Origin of the sequence: Salinimicrobium sp. TH3, from assembly GCF_026676115.1 — a bacterium.
In the GTDB taxonomy this organism is placed as follows: Bacteria; Bacteroidota; Bacteroidia; order Flavobacteriales; family Flavobacteriaceae; genus Salinimicrobium.
This window is the reverse complement of the sequence record NZ_JAPONB010000006.1, coordinates 56905-73774: the sequence shown is the minus strand read 5'-3', so window position 1 is coordinate 73774 and position 16870 is coordinate 56905. Positions and strand designations below refer to the sequence as shown.

The window sequence follows — 16870 nt, the reverse complement described above, 5'->3', positions numbered from 1 at the left end:
TTTTAAACCTTTGTTGGAATGCTTATGTTGAAGTTAGTTCCATTATTGATCGAGGAGTCAATATCTAAATGACCGTTTAACAATTTAATACGTGAGTGAATATTTTTCAATCCCAGGCCAAGGCCTGTAAGATTCGTATCAAATCCCTTCCCATTATCTTCCACCAGGAGGTTTACAAATTCATTGTTGGTGGTTAAACTGATGGTTACACTACTTGCAGAAGCATGCTTAATAATATTTTGCAGGATCTCCTGGAGCACACGGTAAAGTGTGTACTTCCCGGCTACCGATATGTCATCTCCGCTGCCATAGGACCTAAAGCTGTATTCGATCTTACGGGACTGCCTGTTCTTTTCAATAAGGTTTTCCAAAATTTCTTTTAAACTTTTGTTATCAAGATCGGGTGGCATTAGATTATGCGAGATCATCCTTACATCTGTGCAACCTTCATCAATGAGATTCATGACCTGATCTATAAGAATTCTATGCTCCAATTCGAGACTGTCAGGATGAAGGCGGGAGAGATTGATCTTACTCAAAGCAAGGGTCTGCCCAAGGCTGTCATGAAGGTCCCGGGCTATTCGCTGTCTCTCGTTTTCCTGAGACTCAATGACCGCTTCAATCCTGTTTTTCTCCTGGAGTTTAAGTTCTCTGTTTAAAGCATCATTGTTGTCATAATAGATCTTAGTTGCAAGTTTAGAAGAAACCAGCTCCAAAATTAGGAGGAACTCGTCTCTTTCAGCCTCAGATAAATCGGGAGAATTTTCCAGGTAAAGTAAACCTGCAGTTTGATGGCTTTGGCTTATAGGAAAAACGGAGAGGTTTATAATTTGCTCCTTTTGCAGGTAAGGATCTGCAGCAAACAGTGGATCTCTTGAAATATCGCCTAAAAACATTCTTTCTCCTTTTTTTATGCTGTAGTTCAATACGCTCAAAGGCAATTGGTCTTGTAATGTCTTAAGGGATCTATTTATTGTTGATCTTCCATCGGGCATAAATGCTATTACTTTCCAGGTATTTTGGTCACAAATGATAATGGCAGCCTTTTTTGCCATTTTTTCTTTTAGCAGGAGAGAAAGGAGGTATTCTGCCAGTTCTGCTAAAGAGATTTTTCTTCCGGGGGTAGTTTGCCCAATAATATTGCGAACGGTTTCAATAAACCCCGACGACTGTTGAGAACTTTCTAACGCGATTCTATCGCTGTAGAATGAGGGATTTAATTCCATAAGTTGTTTGACCTTGGCTGCAGCCCCCCAGTCTTTATAAAATTTAAGGCTTTTCTTAAAGTAATTTTTTGCCTGCTTGTTCCTGTTCTTATCCCTATAATATTCAAAAGCCCTTTCGGCAGCAATTCCAGCGTGATGGATGAATTCCTGTTCTTCTGCCTCTTCAATGGCCAGGTCATAGAACAAGGTCGCCTGTTCAAAATCTGCTTTGCATTTCGCAATTTCGGCTTCGAGAAGATAAACCTTGTGAAGGAAATTTCCGCTTTTAAAAGCCGAGAGCCGTTGTAGTTCCCCGAGCATAGGTCTAATTTTTTCCAAAACCTGAGGCAGCATGGCTGGATTGGTATATGCTACCCGAAGTAGGCTTAAGGAATAGAAGAAAAAGTGCTCAAGTTCTATTTGATATCCTTTGCCTACAAATTCCAAACTATCACATTCCTCCCCTGCTGAAACTGCGGCATCTGTAAAACCTGCTATATAATTTAATTTCTCCAGGGCCAGGAGAAGGTTATACCTGCTGGTAGGGTTATGCTCTGATTCTGTCAAAATTTCTTCGGAAAACCGGAAATTTCCGGAGGAAAAACCGGGTGTGTCTCCTGTGAGATAAGAAACAAGGACATTATCTGTGTCTCTAATGAAAAATACATGATAGCTCTCAAGCTTTGCACAATCTTCAATGTGCTGGGCCAGATTCTTCCCCCGATAGCTGTTCTTAATACGAATAATGGTTTGACAAAAGGAGGCGTAATGAGGATCTCCAGCTTCAATAGCCTGCCTGGAGCTCTCCTCTAACTTATCGATACAAAATTTGTAGTGAAGCTCCCAGGTCATGAAATTAAGAGCTGCGACATAATGAACCATATAAGAATACCTCTTAAAAGGATCTTTTTCGATCATTTTAAGAGATAATTTCCCCAGGAAATGAGCCAGGTTTCGGTTTTCCTCACTTATAAAACCCGTAAAAAAGCTTGCCGAAAAAAGTACAGGGGTTACGGGAGCAAATCCTTTCTCCAGATTAAGGAGCAGCGTTTTTGTTACCATGTACAAACTCTTATATGGATCTGCATAATACAATAAAGTCAAAGAGGTGGTCACGAGGTTCATCAGGTCCTGATACTCCTTGTCCGGATTGATCAGCTTCGTGAAATCTACCTGTCTTTCCAAACGCGCAGCTTTTTTAATAAGCAAGTGGCAATCCCCGGCGCTTTCTTCTTTTATCGTTTCCCTGTCCTCGGGAATGCAGATCCCGTAGCGGGATAGTGCCTGTTCAAGACTGGCAATACAATCAACAAGTATGTGGGGAACATTCTTTTGGTGTACAAGCGCAGAGCAGATCATCATCTTTATAAGGGTTGCCTTTAGGAGTTGATGTCCTGTGCAATTCTGGTTTAAAATATGCTGCACGTAATCTAGAGCTGCTTCGAGATCCTGAAGCAGGAAAGAAGTTTGAGCATAGCCGTGGTAGATGGAGAAGAGGATGGTTTCTTTGTCAAGTACTACCTCCTTAAAGACCTCAATAAGCCGGGGATCAACGAGTGATATATTGGAGGGATTTTGAGAAAAAAGACCTTCTGCAGTAGCAAAATATTTGTGAGCCATTTCAAAAGCTGTATTCTTTATAGCTATGTTCCCTGCCTGTAAATTTAGAAGGATTTGCTCATTTGTAAAGGTTGATTTTGAACCTGCAAGTTCCTTGGCCTTGTTGAGGTGGTTAACGGCATTCAAAAATTCCCTGCCATCGTAGGTTTCCATTTGGTCAAGCAAATAACGACCTGTTCTGTAATGAATGTCGCACTTTTCGAAATTGGAAAGCAGTGAATTGGCAGCAGAAAAAATCGTATCGTGGGTAAAAACAAAAACGTTTCTTTTTCTAATAAGAAGTTCCATCTTGGTTAGGTGCCGCAGGTGTGCTGTTGTATCGCTTTCGGGCAGATTTAAAATCTTTTTCAATAAAGCTGAATTAAAAGAATAACCCAGGCAGGTGGCAGATGCTAATACCTGCAACCGATGGAACGGCAGGTCTCGCAGCTGCCTTTGGATGAAAGCCACTGTATCCTTTTGACTTCCTAATTTGGGCAGGCTTTCCCAAAATAAAGGATCCTGCACTTTGGTGCCGTTAAGACTATCTCTTTCAATGATCCTGATGATCTCTCTTATGCGAAAGGGATTACCGCTACTCTCCAGCCATAAATAATTTTGAAATTCTTCCAGATGCTGTTTTGAAAAATTCCAGTGCCCAGGCACCATTTTTTTAACAGAAGTGCGCGACAGGGGCTTTAATGAGATAAAATTGACATTCCTTAGATTCTTGAAAGTCCGGTATTCAGAAGATTTCTGTTTCTTTTTTTCCAGGGCAGGCCTTGCCGCGGTAATGAACTGAAGACCGGGAATATCCTTGCTGTTCAATAGCTCTTCCAATAGGAGGTAAGATGCCCGGTCACTCCATTGCAGGTCATCAAGAAATATAATGACCTTATACCCTTTCCCGGTAATGCTTCTGAAGAATTTCTTCAGAAAATAAAAGAATCTGGCCTTGAGTTGATGTGGCTGTGTTTCAAAGCTGCTTCTTAGAAGGTATTTTCGGCTGAAGAATACCTCCAGTTCCTCGAAGATATCTGTAATTGCTGTGACATTTGTTTGCAGGGCAGAGGTGGCATTGTCTTTTAAGGAATCGTACTCTTCATCTGGCAAGAGCAGGATTTGCTGTGCCCATGAGGAGAAGGCCTGCTTAAAGGCTGAATACGGAGTATTCTCCCGGTGGTTCTCAAATTTTCCATAGAGTTTGAAGCATCTGGGGTCACCATAGTTTTCAAGAGCCCGTTTAATTAAGGTAGTTTTGCCAATTCCACCCGCTCCTTCAATAACAAGTAAAGAAGTACCCAACGTGTGCGAGTCCATTAAGGCTTCAGAAATTGCTTTTAATTCTTTTTCCCGTCCAAAAATGGGTTCGGAAACCGCAGTGGACATTTTTTCCAGTGGACCCGCCATATCCTCAATTAAAGAGTTCCTGATTCATAGTTGTTTAGGGGATGAAGAATTAAAAATAATCTAAAAACCTAAACGAAATTAATGTCTTAAAAAAAAATTTCAGATACTATTTGGCAGGTAAGTATTTGTAAAAAAAGTAAGTATTTCTTGATGGTTTGAAGCATGAAGTAGTAAAACAGCTTCGAAATGCCCGTTTTATTTTCTCAACCTTCAGGATAAAAAACTTCTTTTTGCAGGCTTTGTTCCAGCCATTGTGCGGCGTCCTTGGTCCTTTTAAATATTCTAATTCTAAAGATCTTTCCGGGTTTGATCTCCTTTTCCATTTCAAGGCTGCTAAAGAGATTTTTTGGGGAGACGTATGCAACTTTTGAAATCCCGGCTTTGAACAACCTTAAAAGATTGAATTTTTCTATCCAGGCCAAATCTTCTGGAGGGAATATATTTCCATTATTTACCTTTATAAGATATGCCTTAAAGCTGCCGGAAGAAATGGTGTTCAGTATTTGCTTTAGTTCGGGTTTGGTTAAATCATGGACTCTAAAATGCTCCTGGTAAAGAATTGTTCCTGAAGGATTACAGGAAAGGCTGTAGTCTTCATTCTCTGCCAGCATTTTTTCCTGAAAACTGAATTGTTTCATTTTTGTAGTTATGGGGATGAGGTTAAAAGCCTACTTTTCTGCGTCCAACTGTGAAAGAGTTGAAAGGACCCCAACCGCATGGGATCCATAAAACCCTTCTTCACCTATGTTCAAAGCGTTCATGTCAATGCCTAATGTGGCTCTATGCTCCATAATAGCAGACTCTGTTAAGGGTTCGGCTGTGAAAAGAGAGAACATCACTTGCTTAATTATAAGTAATATCATCCAGTAGGTCCTGAAAATGCGGGTGATTCTCTCTCCTCCAAAGTATTCAAAAAAGGTGTTTACTGCATTCATGATCCTCAGGTTTTGATTCTATGTCAAATAGAAGAATTGTATAGTACAAAGGTGTAACCGAAATAGGTTTTAGGAAATACCCTTTTAGACGGGTTTTATCTACCTAGTTCATGGTATTTATTAGAAAAAAATGTGAAGATTATATTGAAAGGATTATTAGATAAAATTTTACTGGCTCACAGTCTTCTAATGCTGTAGGAAAGAATAGACCTGGTGAAAGAAAAGCTGAAACAAATAATAATATCGTAAGTAAAATTCTTGTCACCTAAAGCCATTACTCTTAGGTAGTTGTTATTGTTAAATTAGTTTGATTCAGAAATAAAAGAATGGAAACAGCCAAAAGCTTCCCGAACGCCTTCCAAAAATATCATTTTTGAATATTTTAAAATGTTTTACCATTAACCGTGTAATTGGTTTTTTTCAATTGGCGCCAATATTTGGATGGTAATTCACAAAAGGAAAATGACTTATAAAAGAAAAAATCTTCAGAAAATCCTGAAGGTTTTGATGTGATTTGTAACGGGTAAACCCCTGAAAATTTGGGGAATAGACCGACACCTAAATTAATACCACTAAAAAAGATATTTTTCGTGCATGGTCTAAATCAATTACTCATTTCAGGATTAAGTTTATAGATATAAGACCATCTTTCATCTATGGTCTCATACCATAGGTCCCATAATTTACTGGCTTTTTCTTCTCCTACAGCGTCGGCATAGATCTTTGCCAGATTATCTCTTTTAATATCGATGTCAGCATATCCTTTGTAGGGTTCAACAACCATAAAATTTGGAGTATCGGGTGCCCCAAGTTGAAAATTGAACCAAAGACCACGTGGAAAGCCTTCTTTCTCCTTTATAGCCTCGGTTACCTGAGTTATTACATTTTTAAAACTGCTCTCGTTACGAACTTTGTAATAGGTCACCCAGATGTATATTGTCTCCTCGGGCCTGCTTCTGCTCACTTCTGGCATAGTGGTAGCTACTCTGGAACTTACTTTTTCAATGTGAGGCAGAATATGATTCAGTAGTGCTACATAGCATTCATTATCTACCTCATCTTTCTTCTCCATTTCGGCCCAACTTGAATTTAGCCCGGTCATGATATAAACCCGGCCTATTCCCTGTTGTCTCCCCCACATGCTCCATTTCTCCTTCCCATTATGTTTGAGGTAACATTCCTTCCATTTTTTCACACCTTCTATAAACCGGGCATTGTGTCCTTGTTTAACTGTAATTTCAGTTGTATGGAGAATTTCACTTCCTCCATTTTGTGAAGAAAGCACACCCATTCCGAAAATTGAAATGATCACTGTGGCAATAAAAATTTTAATTGTTCTCATAATATTTCGTTTTAGGGATTATTAAATTTGCTTACATAGGTGTAAATAACTGTGAATCAGCTAAATATAAAAATGATATAGGACGAAGGCACCGAATTACTGTCCGGGAAAGGGAAAATAATAAACAAAGGCATCACATGGTTTGTAGACACTTTAGCAGCTCCTCTTTTAAGGACCTTTTTATAGAAATTGTTTTCATGCTAATTTCCATATGGCAGATAGCTACTTCTGGGATTTAAGAAAGGAATTTGAAATTGTATTGGTGAACAAGGACAGAAACTTCGTGCCCGGTTCTTCTAATGGCAGAGAAATGAGCAAAGCAATGAATATTTCACTTTCAGATAAAATATGTTGATACTTACCTTTATGACAGGCTCTTTTTGAGCACAAAATAAAATTCCACACGAGTTCCTTTTTCACTGTATTCCTTCATCTTCCCATTAAGTTGCCGGGTAAGTAAATGTATTAGTTGCGAACCAAATCCGGTACCTTTGGGAGCAAGACCTGCTGTTTTTCCAACCCCATTATCTTTCACCTCCAGTTTTATATTTTGATCTCTGTCCTTTTCCATACTTATATTGATAGCGCCCTGTTGCTGTTCTGGAAATGCATATTTAATGGCATTGGTAAGCAGCTCGTTTACAATAAGGCCAATAGGAACGGCAGTATCCACATCGAGTTCCAGTTTATCCATAGCGCACTCAATTTTCACCCGCTCTTCGGCATTGAAGCTGTCGAGTATGCCTTCGCTCAGGTTGATGAAGTAATCCTTCATTTCAATACTTCCAAGATTTGTCCCTTGATATAATTTTTGATGAATTATCCCCATCGATTGCACCCGGTTTTGACTGGCAATCATGGCCTCTTTTGTTGCCGGGTCATCAATTTGAGCCGATTGTAAGGCAATTAGACTTTTAACCATTTCTAAATTGTTCTTGACACGATGATGTATTTCTTTGAGAAGCAGTTCGTTTTCTGCATTGCGTTGATCAAGCAACACATTTTTATCGGCTAACTCTCCATTTAATATTTTTAGCTTCTCATTACTCTTTTGTTTAAGCCTGTAATTACCATATAATAATCCGAGCAATAATGCACCAATAATTAAGGCAACAACATAAATAGTTTGTTGTTGCTTCTTTGCAGCAAGCTCTTTTTCTTGTTCGGTCAAATTCACGTTTAACATACTTTCGCGAAGACTTCTTTCGTTTCTTTCTAATTCTATGATATTGTTAGCTTCAGACCACTTAATGTAGTATTCAAGAGCAGTCTTATAATCTCCTTTGAGCTCATAAATACTGAATAATTTCTTGATAAAATATGCCGTATTTGCTTTAGTATTAATGGCAATTGATGAATTTCTGGCTTTTTCATAATAGGCAATTGCTTCATCATAATTGCCTTCCGCCTTGGCAATGTCCCCTATTCGGGAATGTGCAAATTGATAAGTATCAATGGTAGTAAGGTCATATTCTTCTAATAATTGTATGGTTTTGATAAGATAAGATTTTGCTTCTTCATATTTCCCCCTGTTAATTAGGTTACTGCCCATTGAGTAATAGTACCAGGTATGATGGAAGGGATTGGTGAGTTGGGGCAACAGCTCTTTGAACTGGTTCATATAATAGTCAGTCGAATCGGGGTATGAATCTTCAAAATAATAAGCCAATACTTTGTAAGCAGTGACGAGAGCCTCTTTCTTTTCCCGATAATTTGAATTCTGATAGCCATTAATACTTTGTTTTATGTATTGAATAGCTATTTCTTCTTCTTCAGGCAAGCCATATTGATAATAGAATCTACCCTTATCTTTCAATATCTTAAGCTGAATTTCAGGTCGGGGATCATCTTTGAGCAAATCCAGTGCTTTTACAAAAAGTTCAAGCCCCTGTTTTGGTTCTCCTCTTATAATTTTTATCAACGCCCAATTTGTCAATAAGTCATAACCCAAAATCTTATCTTTTCTGTTTTTCGGTATTTTTTCATAATAAGCCCAACCTATGGGTGCAAGGGAGTCCACTACATTAAAGTTATGAGATCTGTTTGCTCTATCTGTGATGTCACGGTACAAATAAGCCAAACGTTCATATTGTAGGGGCCGGCTATTCTGGAGTAGTAACGCAGCTTTATCAAAATAAAAAACAGTACTGTCCCGGTTAAAATGGGGCATTTCTTTAAACCACAATGCCTTGTCCTGGTAAGCTCTACTCAAATCAGCAACTTCTTTAGAAGAAAGGTCCTGGGCAAGGCTCATTTCAACTGCAGTTTTTGGATTATTTTTTATTTGGGGAAAATTCTCTGCGGAAGTTTTGTTAGAGCGCGTTAAGATAAGACTCGAATCTATTGGCTGGTTGACGTCCGGAATTTGATGCTGTGAAAAGCAGAATCCCGAACCAATCCAAACCAGTGTTATGGCTGAAAATATTTTGTACATACCACTAAATAATCCGAGGGGACAATAAATATTCTAGTACTGGAAATATACGACAATCCTTATAAGAAATCGTATGACAATTTTATAAGTGCTTGAAACACAAATAAAAAAAAGAGCTGAATGTTTAAGTTCAGCTCTTTTTATTCACATTAATAATTCAGTTAAATCTTGAAAATCATTAAAAGATCACAAGTTAAAATTTGGTTCAATTATGATCGCACTGCTTTCTCAATTTCAGTATCTCCTGAAAGGATTTCGAAAACCTCGTTGTGACGAACTTTATTATCCAATACTTCGACTAATGTTTTAGCTACGTCTGCTCGTGCAATTTCTCCGAATTCATCAAATTTCTTTGACAGCTTGATTTTACCAGATCCTTCATTATTGGTCAATGATCCCGGCCTAACAATACTGTAATCCATGCCGCTGGACTTTAAATGTTCATCTGCATTGTGCTTGGCTTGCAGGTAATCCTGCATTTCTTCACTTACCGAAGGATCATCTGCGCCCATGGAACTTAACATCACAAATTTCGAAGCACCTGATTTTTTTGCCGCATCCGTAAGTTTTTTAGCACCTTCCTGGTCTACACCCTTAAGATTCTTTCCTTTAGAACCGGCCGCAAAGATCACTTTCTGAACATTTTTGGTAGTATTGTCGAGATCTTCTTCGAGATCTGCAAGTATTGCAGTTACATTATTTTTTTTCGAAATCTTCCACCTGTTCCTTTTTGCGAACCATCGCGACAGGATTATAGTTGTTTGATTTCTTTAAAAGATCAATGATGATTCTTCCCGTGGTACCGTTGGCACCTGCTACTAATACATTTTCCTTATTCATAATTTTTCTTTTTCAAATTGATAATTAAACTAATTATTGATTTTCGAAGGTTTCAGCCAGGCTTACAATTACTTTTCCCTGAGCTCTTCCGGTAGCCAAATATTCAAATGCTTTTACGGCATCTTCATAAGAGTAAATAAGATCTATAATTGGTCTGATTGTACGATCCTCTACCATTGCTTTGATCTCTTTTAGTTGCTTTGCATTTGGTTGCATCCAGGTGTGCCTGTATTTAGCCGATTTTTCTTCGATAAGCTTATTCAGATTTTCGGGTATTTCGTAATTCTCAATACCCATTTGTTTGGCCGATTCAGCATCGGGTGGACCAACTATGGTTGTAATCCGTCCGCCTTCTTTAATGATTTTAAAAGCTTCAAAAGTATAGTCATCACCCAAAGTATCGAAAACGATATCCAGGTTATTGGCCACTTCTTTATAATCCTCGTTCTTATAATCTATCACACGATCTGCACCCAGAGCTTTCACCCAGTCAAGGTTGGTGCTGCTGGTGGTAGTATAAACAATCGCGCCTTTGGCTTTGGCATATTGCACTGCAAAGCTGCCCACCCCGCCGGAACCTGCATGGATTAGAATTCGGTCATCTTTTTTCAGATTGACTTTCTCTAAAGCCTGAATAGCGGTAAGGCCGGTTAGAGGCAGGGAAGCGGCTTCTTCAAACGACACATTTTCAGGTTTATGGGCAACCACTTTGCTGTCTACGGCAACAAATTCGGCTACCGTCCCCATATACTCCTGCGGAACCCTACTAAAAACTTCGTCTCCTACTTTAAAATCCTTAACCCCTGAACCTACTTCGACTACCTCACCACTTACATCGTAACCAATCCCTGCAGGTAGATCAAGCTTAAGCATATCCTTCAGGTAACCCTGGGCAATTTTATAATCAATTGGATTGAGGGCAGCAGCTTTTACCGCGATAAGGCACTCAGAATCTGAAATTTGGGGTTTATCTACTTCCGCAAATTTAAGGCTGTCCTTTAATTCTCCGTATTTTGTAATTTGTAATGCTTTCATAAATTTTATTTTTTTTATTTATCATTCATGCTTTCAGAATCCCTAGAAAGGATATTGATCCAGGAGTCCAGTGTTTTTTTCAACAGGATCACATCTGAAAGTTTCACGTCTTCATTAAGTAATAAATTCAACAGATCTTGCGGAATATGGGCAGCCTTATCTTTTAGGCTTAGACCTTTTTCCGTCAGGCTCACTAATACAGTTCGCTCATCATCCATAGATCTGGTTCGCGTTAGCAATTCATTTTTCTCCATTCTTTTTATAAGGGGAGAAAGAGTATTGGTGTTAAGTAATAATTTTCGGCCTATCTTATTTACAGACAGCGTTTTCTCTTCCCATAAAACCAGTAACACCAAATACTGCGGATAAGTGATCCCCAGTTGCTCCAGGTAAGGCTTGTATGCTTTGGTGATCAATCTGGAAACCGAATAGAGGGGAAAACAGATCTGATTTTCAAGCTTGAGTTGTTTTTCCTTTCCCATATGCTACTTTTTTGAAATTCTCCAGGCTTTCCAGGCACCGCTGGACCATAGTGCCCAAGCGATTAGTACCGGTTGAAAGAATAACCTGATGAGTCTTGCCCTGTCTGTGTCCAGTACGCCAAAGCCATTTTTACCTTCTAAGTACTGGGCAACATTTCCCGGAAAAATCAGTACGAAAAAAAGGGCGAGTAACCATCCAATATTAACGCGCTGTTTTTTCCAGAATAGGAGTGTAAGACCCAGGATCATTTCTACAATCCCCGAAAGTATGACCACAAGATCCTTACTCATTGGCACCCAGTTTGGCACCTGACTTTGAAATTCGATCCGGTTAAAGGTTAAGTGACTAAAACCTGCATAGATCATAAAAACTGCGAGCAGGATTCTAAAAACCTTTTGTAGGGTAGATGTTTCAATAAAATTCTTCAAGCCTCAATTATTAGTAAACACGATTATGTCGTGTGCGATGCAAATATAGAAAATGTATAAGGTTCTGGAAGTAGGATTAGAATAGGTTTAACGTTTGACGTAAAGTCAGGGTAGGAAATCTATTCTTGAAAGATTAGAGAGCAGGAGAGGGGGGTGTCTTATTAAGCAGGGCATGTATATAAAAATATACGATTGTCAACCTGATTTGAGTTTTCAGTTGCTCGCCCGGAGTGAGAAAGCCCTGAAGGGGTAAACTCTACTAACATCCCGTGAAGCGAGAGGAATAAAAAGGACAGAGTGAAAAAGTTCTGAAGGGGAGAACTACGTGAACATCCCGTGAAGCGGGACGAATAAAAAGGACAGGTTGAGAAAGCCCTGAAGGGGCGAAATACAGACTCATCCTAAATATTATTCCTAGACATATAAGATACTTCTTAAATTATTTCTTGAGAAGGTAATTTCTGAAGTTTGAAAATCGGAACTGAAGATGATTAAAAAGAAAAATGGTAAGCTCCAGAGAGCTTACCATTTTTAAATTGCCAGCCAAAATATTTTATCTTTTCATGATGCCTTTAATGTTTACGAATTCTTTCAATCCGAATCCACCGTGTTCCCGTCCATAGCCCGAATTTTTCACCCCACCGAATGGAATGGCTGGATCGGCCAGGCCGAAGGAATTAATAAACACCATTCCGGTATCAAAGTGCTTCTCTGCCATTTTGAAGGCAGCGTCTTCATCTTTGGAGAAGATTCCTCCACCCAGTCCAAATCGGCTGTCGTTAGCGATGCGCATGGCATCTTCGTTATCCCTGGCTTTGATCAATGAAGCTACCGGGCCAAAAAGTTCATCTTCGTAAGCAGGCTGTCCTGGCTGTACATTTTCCAGTACGGTGGCAGGATAGAAAAATCCTTCCCCATCCGGAATTTTCCCTCCGCAAACAATCCTGGCTCCTTTCTCAACGCTTTTCACTACTTGTTCGTGAAGATCTTCTCGGAGATCTTTGCGTGCTATGGGACCCAACTGAGTGCTTTCCTTATTAGGGTCACCCATTTTGACTTCACTCATAGTCTTCACGAATTTCTCCCGAAACTCTTCGTATACTTTTTCGGTAACGATGAAGCGCTTCGCCGCAATACATGTTTCCCCATTGTTGTAAATACGACCTTTAACACATTCTTCTACTGCCAGGTCAATATCTGCATCGTCAAAAACCAAATAAGCATCATTGGCACCTAATTCCAGGACTGTTTTCTTCAACTCAGCGGTGGCTTTCTGTCCGATGTTTCTTCCCGCGTCAGGACTCCCGGTGAGCGTTACTCCCCGTACCAATTTATTTTTTATCACCTCATCAGACTGATCGTGATTAATCATCAAAGTGGTAAACAAGCCATCCGGGATATCGGCCTCGTTGTAAATACACTCCAGCAGTTTCCCGGAACCGGTCACATTTGAGGCGTGCTTTAATAAAACCCCGTTACCTGCCATCAGGCTGGCTATGGAGTAACGCACTACCTGGTAGCACGGGTAATTCCAGGGCTGGATGCCATATACTATCCCAATGGGAGCATAAGAAACGCGGCCTTTTTGTCCATTTACCATATCCCGTTCCTCGGTTTTCAACTCCTTCGGTCCAATTTCAGCGGTATATTCACAAATGGCCACGCATAAATCCACTTCCTGCTTACTTTGCTCTAAAGTCTTTCCCATCTCATCGGTCATCAATTGCGCCAACTCCGTTTTGGACTTCGTTAATGCTTTTCCGATGCCTTTGATGACTTGAGCCCGGTCTTCGGGAGAGACATCCCTCCACTTCTCAAATGCTTTTTGGCATTTTGAAATGGCCGCCTTTACCTCTTCGTTCGTCATGTATTCATAGCGATCGAGCTTCTTACCCGTTGCTGGGTTGATCGTCTCTTTTGCTTTTCTTTTTCCTTCTTCACTCATTTTTTTAGGTTTTTTCGGTGTTAATAATGATCATCCTTGTTCTGTTGGCATGATGTACACATCGTTGATGTTTACCCTGTCTGGCTGAATTAAGGCGTAGAAAATGGCATTGGCGATATCTTCAGCTTCCAGGGTGGTCATCCCTTTCATTCCTTTCAGTTGCTCCTTAATGTCCTCGTCGGTGATGGTTTCAAACAGGCTTGTATCTACTGCACCCGGCTCTATGGATGTGACGTTTATTCCATATTGCGGTGCCAATTCTTTTCTTAATCCTTCAGAAAACATTTTTACGGCTATCTTAGTGGCGCAATACACCGCCCCACCGGGGAAGTAATTGTGCGCTGCCGAGGAAGATATATTTATAATGTGTCCGCTTTTATTCTTACGCAGTGTGGGCAATACGGCTGCCACTCCGTTGAGTACGCCTTTAATGTTGACATCAACCATCTTCTCCCACTCATCGGTCTTGAGTTTTTCGATGTAGGAGAGGGGCATGAGTCCTGCGTTATTGATAAGGACATCGACGGTCCCATATTTTTCAAGGGCTTGAGAAACAGCATTTTCAAAATCGGCAGGTTTCGTTACATCCGTTTTTACAACCAATGCCCTTCCGCCATCCTTTTCTATTTTATCTTTTAATTTCTTTAGTTCATCTTCACTTCTGGCACACAATACCACAGAGGCCCCTTCACTAGCCAACTTCATTGCCGTTGCCTTTCCTATTCCACTGGAAGCTCCGGTTATTATTACTACTTTGTTTTTTAAGTCCATCTTATGTTTTTATTGGGTTACAAAATTTATTTTTAGCGTGTTTCTAAACTTTAAATTTTTTCGATATCCCCAAAGTAATTCATTTACAAGAGAATGGAACAGGGAAATTCCTAATTGTCTTTATTTTAATATTTGTTTAAGTGCAAATTTTTTAAACGTTTCAAATTCATTAGTCTGATCTTCAAAAATTATAAGTGATGCTGAAACTCAAATAAGCAGATTGGAAGATTACGAAGCTTTTTTAAGGCGGCAAACTGCTACTTACCACACCAATAAGATCCTGATATTTTAAATCGTTCTGAATTATGCACGTTGGGGAAGAGGATAGAAGTTAGTCCGCATTTTTTGCTAAATATTTGCGTAAATTAGGAATGATTAATATCTGATATTGTGGTGTATAGCTCTAATAAATTCCCGGCACTAGAATTTATCACAGAGATGAATATTATGCTTTTGGTAAGAAGAGAGAACCGTATGTAAGAATTTTTTCCGGCAATGTCCAAATACTTGGCTTAACGGGATAGGTTGTGTTTAAAAAAGAGAAAAGAAATGACACTCGAGGATTTGGGATATAATGTAGCATTAGAAAACTTCAGAAAGGACCAAAATCTTGATTCTTTAGGAGTGGCGCGGGTTATCTCAGAACATAAAGAAAGGTATGTTGTGAAAACCCCTGAAAAAGAATACGAAGGTGAAATAATTGGAAACCTCCGTTTTTCTGCGCATTCCAGGTCTGATTTCCCTGCAGTTGGTGACTGGGTCGCAATTTCTGAATATGACGACAATAAAGTACTTATTCATTCCGTCTTCCCGAGAAAAACAATTATTGAAAGACAAGCCGTGGGCAAGCAGGGAGAAAAGCAAATTATAGCCACAAATATTGATTATGCCTTTATTGTTCAGGCTGTTGACAGGGAATTCAACATTAACAGATTTGAAAGATATTTAACCATTTGCCATGCATCCAACGTAAAACCAATTATCATTCTTAATAAAATTGATTTGATAAATGGGAGTGAATTATCAGACCTGGTTGGTAAAGTTCGGGAAAGGATAAAAAAAGTACCGGTAATCCCTGTAAGCAATGAGTCCCGAAAAGGATTTGAAAAGCTCAAAGAGAATATTGAAAAAGGTAAAACCTATTGTTTATTAGGCTCATCGGGAGTAGGAAAATCTACTTTATTGAACAACTTATCAGGGAAACAGTTGATGAAAACCGATACGATAAGTGCAAGTACCCATAAAGGGCGACACGTTACAAGTCACCGTGAACTATTAGTTCTCGAAAATGGCGGACTTCTAATAGACAATCCGGGAATGAGAGAAGTTGGAATTGCCGATTCTAAGGATGGATTAGAAATGACATTCAACTCAATAACTGAACTGGCCAAAGACTGTAAGTTTAAAAATTGTACCCATACTGTTGAAGCAGACTGTGCAGTTTTAAAGGCTGTTGAAAATGGCAAAATAGACAAGTCCTCTTACGAAAACTTCTTGAAAATGGAACGCGAAAAGGAACACTTTGAATCAACAGTTACTGAAAAACGTAAGAAAGACAAGGATTTCGGGAAAATGATAAAGAATTACAAAAAAAGTAAATACAAAAAGCACTAATCTGAAGCCATAAACGCGGATCGGCCGGTTTCCAGGGCAAAAAAGAATGTTGCGGTTATGGTCACTCATGGTACACTATCACTTTTCCAGATCATTTGCCCTTGATATTTGAAATCACTCTTCCAGGACAATGACAAAACTTAATGAGTGGAAACAACGGTCTGGATTAGCCAGGACTGGACTTTTGCTCAAGCATCAGGAAGAAAAAAAGGGCATAAGATTCTGGGACTGGTGAGTAGAAAAATCAACTGTTATTTATTTTTTTGGACTTGTATTTCATTGAGGATATATTTAAATTACTGGTAGTTAATGTATTATAAAATAACAATGTATACTCTGTTTTCTAAAAATGACAGGCAGAAGTCTCTGATTTCCGGCCGGTTTATAGCTGCCTTTTGGCTGGCTCTAAGTTTTATGTTATTCCCATTAACTGGTTATGGCCAGGCAGAATGTGCGTCTATTAACGTAAAAATTGATAATATCGGTAACAATACCGGAGTTATTGCCTGTGCTATCTTTGAATCCCCCGAAGGCTTCCCCGATAAATTCCTGGAATTTGCATCCAAAATCATGATAACACAAATAAGAGGAAAAGTTGCCAGTTTTAAATTTTCAGATATCAAACCAGGTAAATATGCCATTGCCGTGATTCATGATGAAAATTACAACGGAAAATTAGACAAGAATTGGTTAGGTATACCCAGGGAAGGTTATGCTTTTTCCAGTGGTGCCAAAGCAGCCTTGAGTGCCCCTTCGTTTTCTGACGCTGAATTTTTATATGATGGAGGAGATCTTCAAATGTCCATTAAACTCAAGTATTAAAATCTTT

14 protein-coding genes are annotated in these 16870 nt (G+C 39.2%); 2 read left to right on the top strand and 12 right to left on the bottom strand.

Going from position 1 to position 16870, the window contains the following annotated elements:
- Positions 1-2: 2 nt before the first annotated feature.
- The 12 genes from OU683_RS10675 to OU683_RS10625 form a co-directional block, all read right to left on the bottom strand.
- The gene (locus OU683_RS10675) at positions 3-4214 is read right to left on the bottom strand and encodes an AAA family ATPase (protein WP_268138057.1); all 4212 of its coding nucleotides are present in this window, start codon (positions 4212-4214) and stop codon (positions 3-5) included.
- Positions 4215-4417: 203 nt separating this feature from the next.
- Positions 4418-4852 (bottom strand): hypothetical protein, encoded by a 435-nt coding sequence (locus OU683_RS10670; RefSeq protein ID WP_268138056.1) that lies wholly within the window; start codon positions 4850-4852, stop codon positions 4418-4420.
- Positions 4853-4882: 30 nt separating this feature from the next.
- Complete coding sequence (locus tag OU683_RS10665; protein ID WP_268138055.1) at positions 4883-5149, bottom strand: hypothetical protein; 267 nt, start codon at positions 5147-5149, stop codon at positions 4883-4885.
- 604 nt (positions 5150-5753) lie between these two features.
- Positions 5754-6491 carry a hypothetical protein gene (locus OU683_RS10660; protein ID WP_268138053.1) on the bottom strand — a complete coding sequence of 246 codons (738 nt, stop codon included), beginning with the start codon at positions 6489-6491 and terminating at the stop codon, positions 5754-5756.
- A gap of 364 nt (positions 6492-6855) precedes the next feature.
- Entirely contained in the window at positions 6856-8745 is a 1890-nt protein-coding gene (locus tag OU683_RS10655; protein WP_268138051.1) for a histidine kinase dimerization/phosphoacceptor domain -containing protein, read from the bottom strand.
- 389 nt (positions 8746-9134) lie between these two features.
- Positions 9135-9638: an NAD(P)H-binding protein gene (locus OU683_RS10650; protein ID WP_442800852.1), complete on the bottom strand. Its 504-nt coding sequence runs from the start codon at positions 9636-9638 to the stop codon at positions 9135-9137.
- Positions 9622-9765, bottom strand: a complete 144-nt coding sequence (locus OU683_RS16565; protein ID WP_326493547.1) for an NAD(P)H-binding protein — start codon at positions 9763-9765, stop codon at positions 9622-9624. The genes OU683_RS10650 and OU683_RS16565 overlap by 17 nt, the downstream gene beginning before the upstream one ends.
- Before the next feature lie 33 nt (positions 9766-9798).
- Positions 9799-10800: an NADP-dependent oxidoreductase gene (locus OU683_RS10645; protein ID WP_268138049.1), complete on the bottom strand. Its 1002-nt coding sequence runs from the start codon at positions 10798-10800 to the stop codon at positions 9799-9801.
- Between the two features lie 14 nt (positions 10801-10814).
- Positions 10815-11282, bottom strand: a complete 468-nt coding sequence (locus OU683_RS10640) for a MarR family winged helix-turn-helix transcriptional regulator (RefSeq protein ID WP_268138048.1) — start codon at positions 11280-11282, stop codon at positions 10815-10817.
- Positions 11283-11285: 3 nt separating this feature from the next.
- Entirely contained in the window at positions 11286-11648 is a 363-nt protein-coding gene (locus OU683_RS10635) for a DoxX family protein (protein ID WP_491731100.1), read from the bottom strand.
- A gap of 616 nt (positions 11649-12264) precedes the next feature.
- The gene (locus OU683_RS10630) at positions 12265-13656 is read right to left on the bottom strand and encodes an NAD-dependent succinate-semialdehyde dehydrogenase (RefSeq protein ID WP_268138044.1); all 1392 of its coding nucleotides are present in this window, start codon (positions 13654-13656) and stop codon (positions 12265-12267) included.
- 30 nt (positions 13657-13686) lie between these two features.
- Positions 13687-14427, bottom strand: coding sequence for an SDR family oxidoreductase (locus tag OU683_RS10625; protein ID WP_268138042.1), 741 nt, complete (start codon positions 14425-14427; stop codon positions 13687-13689).
- A 549-nt stretch (positions 14428-14976) separates the two neighbouring features.
- On the opposite strand from OU683_RS10625, the gene rsgA reads away from it, so the two are divergent.
- A complete protein-coding gene (gene rsgA / locus OU683_RS10620; RefSeq protein ID WP_268138040.1) occupies positions 14977-16041 on the top strand; it encodes a ribosome small subunit-dependent GTPase A in 1065 nt (354 codons plus the stop codon).
- A 309-nt stretch (positions 16042-16350) separates the two neighbouring features.
- Positions 16351-16863 carry a DUF2141 domain-containing protein gene (locus OU683_RS10615; RefSeq protein ID WP_268138038.1) on the top strand — a complete coding sequence of 171 codons (513 nt, stop codon included), beginning with the start codon at positions 16351-16353 and terminating at the stop codon, positions 16861-16863.
- Positions 16864-16870 lie beyond the last annotated feature (7 nt).

What these genes read in the sequence shown, in the direction of transcription:
- rsgA (WP_268138040.1), top strand. Translation starts at nt 14,977, where the DNA reads ATGACACTCGAGGATTTGGGATATAATGTAGCATTAGAAAACTTCAGA.
- OU683_RS10640 (WP_268138048.1), bottom strand. Translation starts at nt 11,282, where the DNA reads ATGGGAAAGGAAAAACAACTCAAGCTTGAAAATCAGATCTGTTTTCCC.
- OU683_RS10645 (WP_268138049.1), bottom strand. Translation starts at nt 10,800, where the DNA reads ATGAAAGCATTACAAATTACAAAATACGGAGAATTAAAGGACAGCCTT.
- OU683_RS10630 (WP_268138044.1), bottom strand. Translation starts at nt 13,656, where the DNA reads ATGAGTGAAGAAGGAAAAAGAAAAGCAAAAGAGACGATCAACCCAGCA.
- OU683_RS10615 (WP_268138038.1), top strand. Translation starts at nt 16,351, where the DNA reads ATGTATTATAAAATAACAATGTATACTCTGTTTTCTAAAAATGACAGG.
- OU683_RS10670 (WP_268138056.1), bottom strand. Translation starts at nt 4,852, where the DNA reads ATGAAACAATTCAGTTTTCAGGAAAAAATGCTGGCAGAGAATGAAGAC.
- OU683_RS10665 (WP_268138055.1), bottom strand. Translation starts at nt 5,149, where the DNA reads ATGAATGCAGTAAACACCTTTTTTGAATACTTTGGAGGAGAGAGAATC.
- OU683_RS10655 (WP_268138051.1), bottom strand. Translation starts at nt 8,745, where the DNA reads ATGAGCCTTGCCCAGGACCTTTCTTCTAAAGAAGTTGCTGATTTGAGT.
- OU683_RS10625 (WP_268138042.1), bottom strand. Translation starts at nt 14,427, where the DNA reads ATGGACTTAAAAAACAAAGTAGTAATAATAACCGGAGCTTCCAGTGGA.
- OU683_RS10660 (WP_268138053.1), bottom strand. Translation starts at nt 6,491, where the DNA reads ATGAGAACAATTAAAATTTTTATTGCCACAGTGATCATTTCAATTTTC.
- OU683_RS10635 (WP_491731100.1), bottom strand. Translation starts at nt 11,648, where the DNA reads ATGATCTATGCAGGTTTTAGTCACTTAACCTTTAACCGGATCGAATTT.
- OU683_RS10675 (WP_268138057.1), bottom strand. Translation starts at nt 4,214, where the DNA reads ATGGCGGGTCCACTGGAAAAAATGTCCACTGCGGTTTCCGAACCCATT.
- OU683_RS16565 (WP_326493547.1), bottom strand. Translation starts at nt 9,765, where the DNA reads ATGAATAAGGAAAATGTATTAGTAGCAGGTGCCAACGGTACCACGGGA.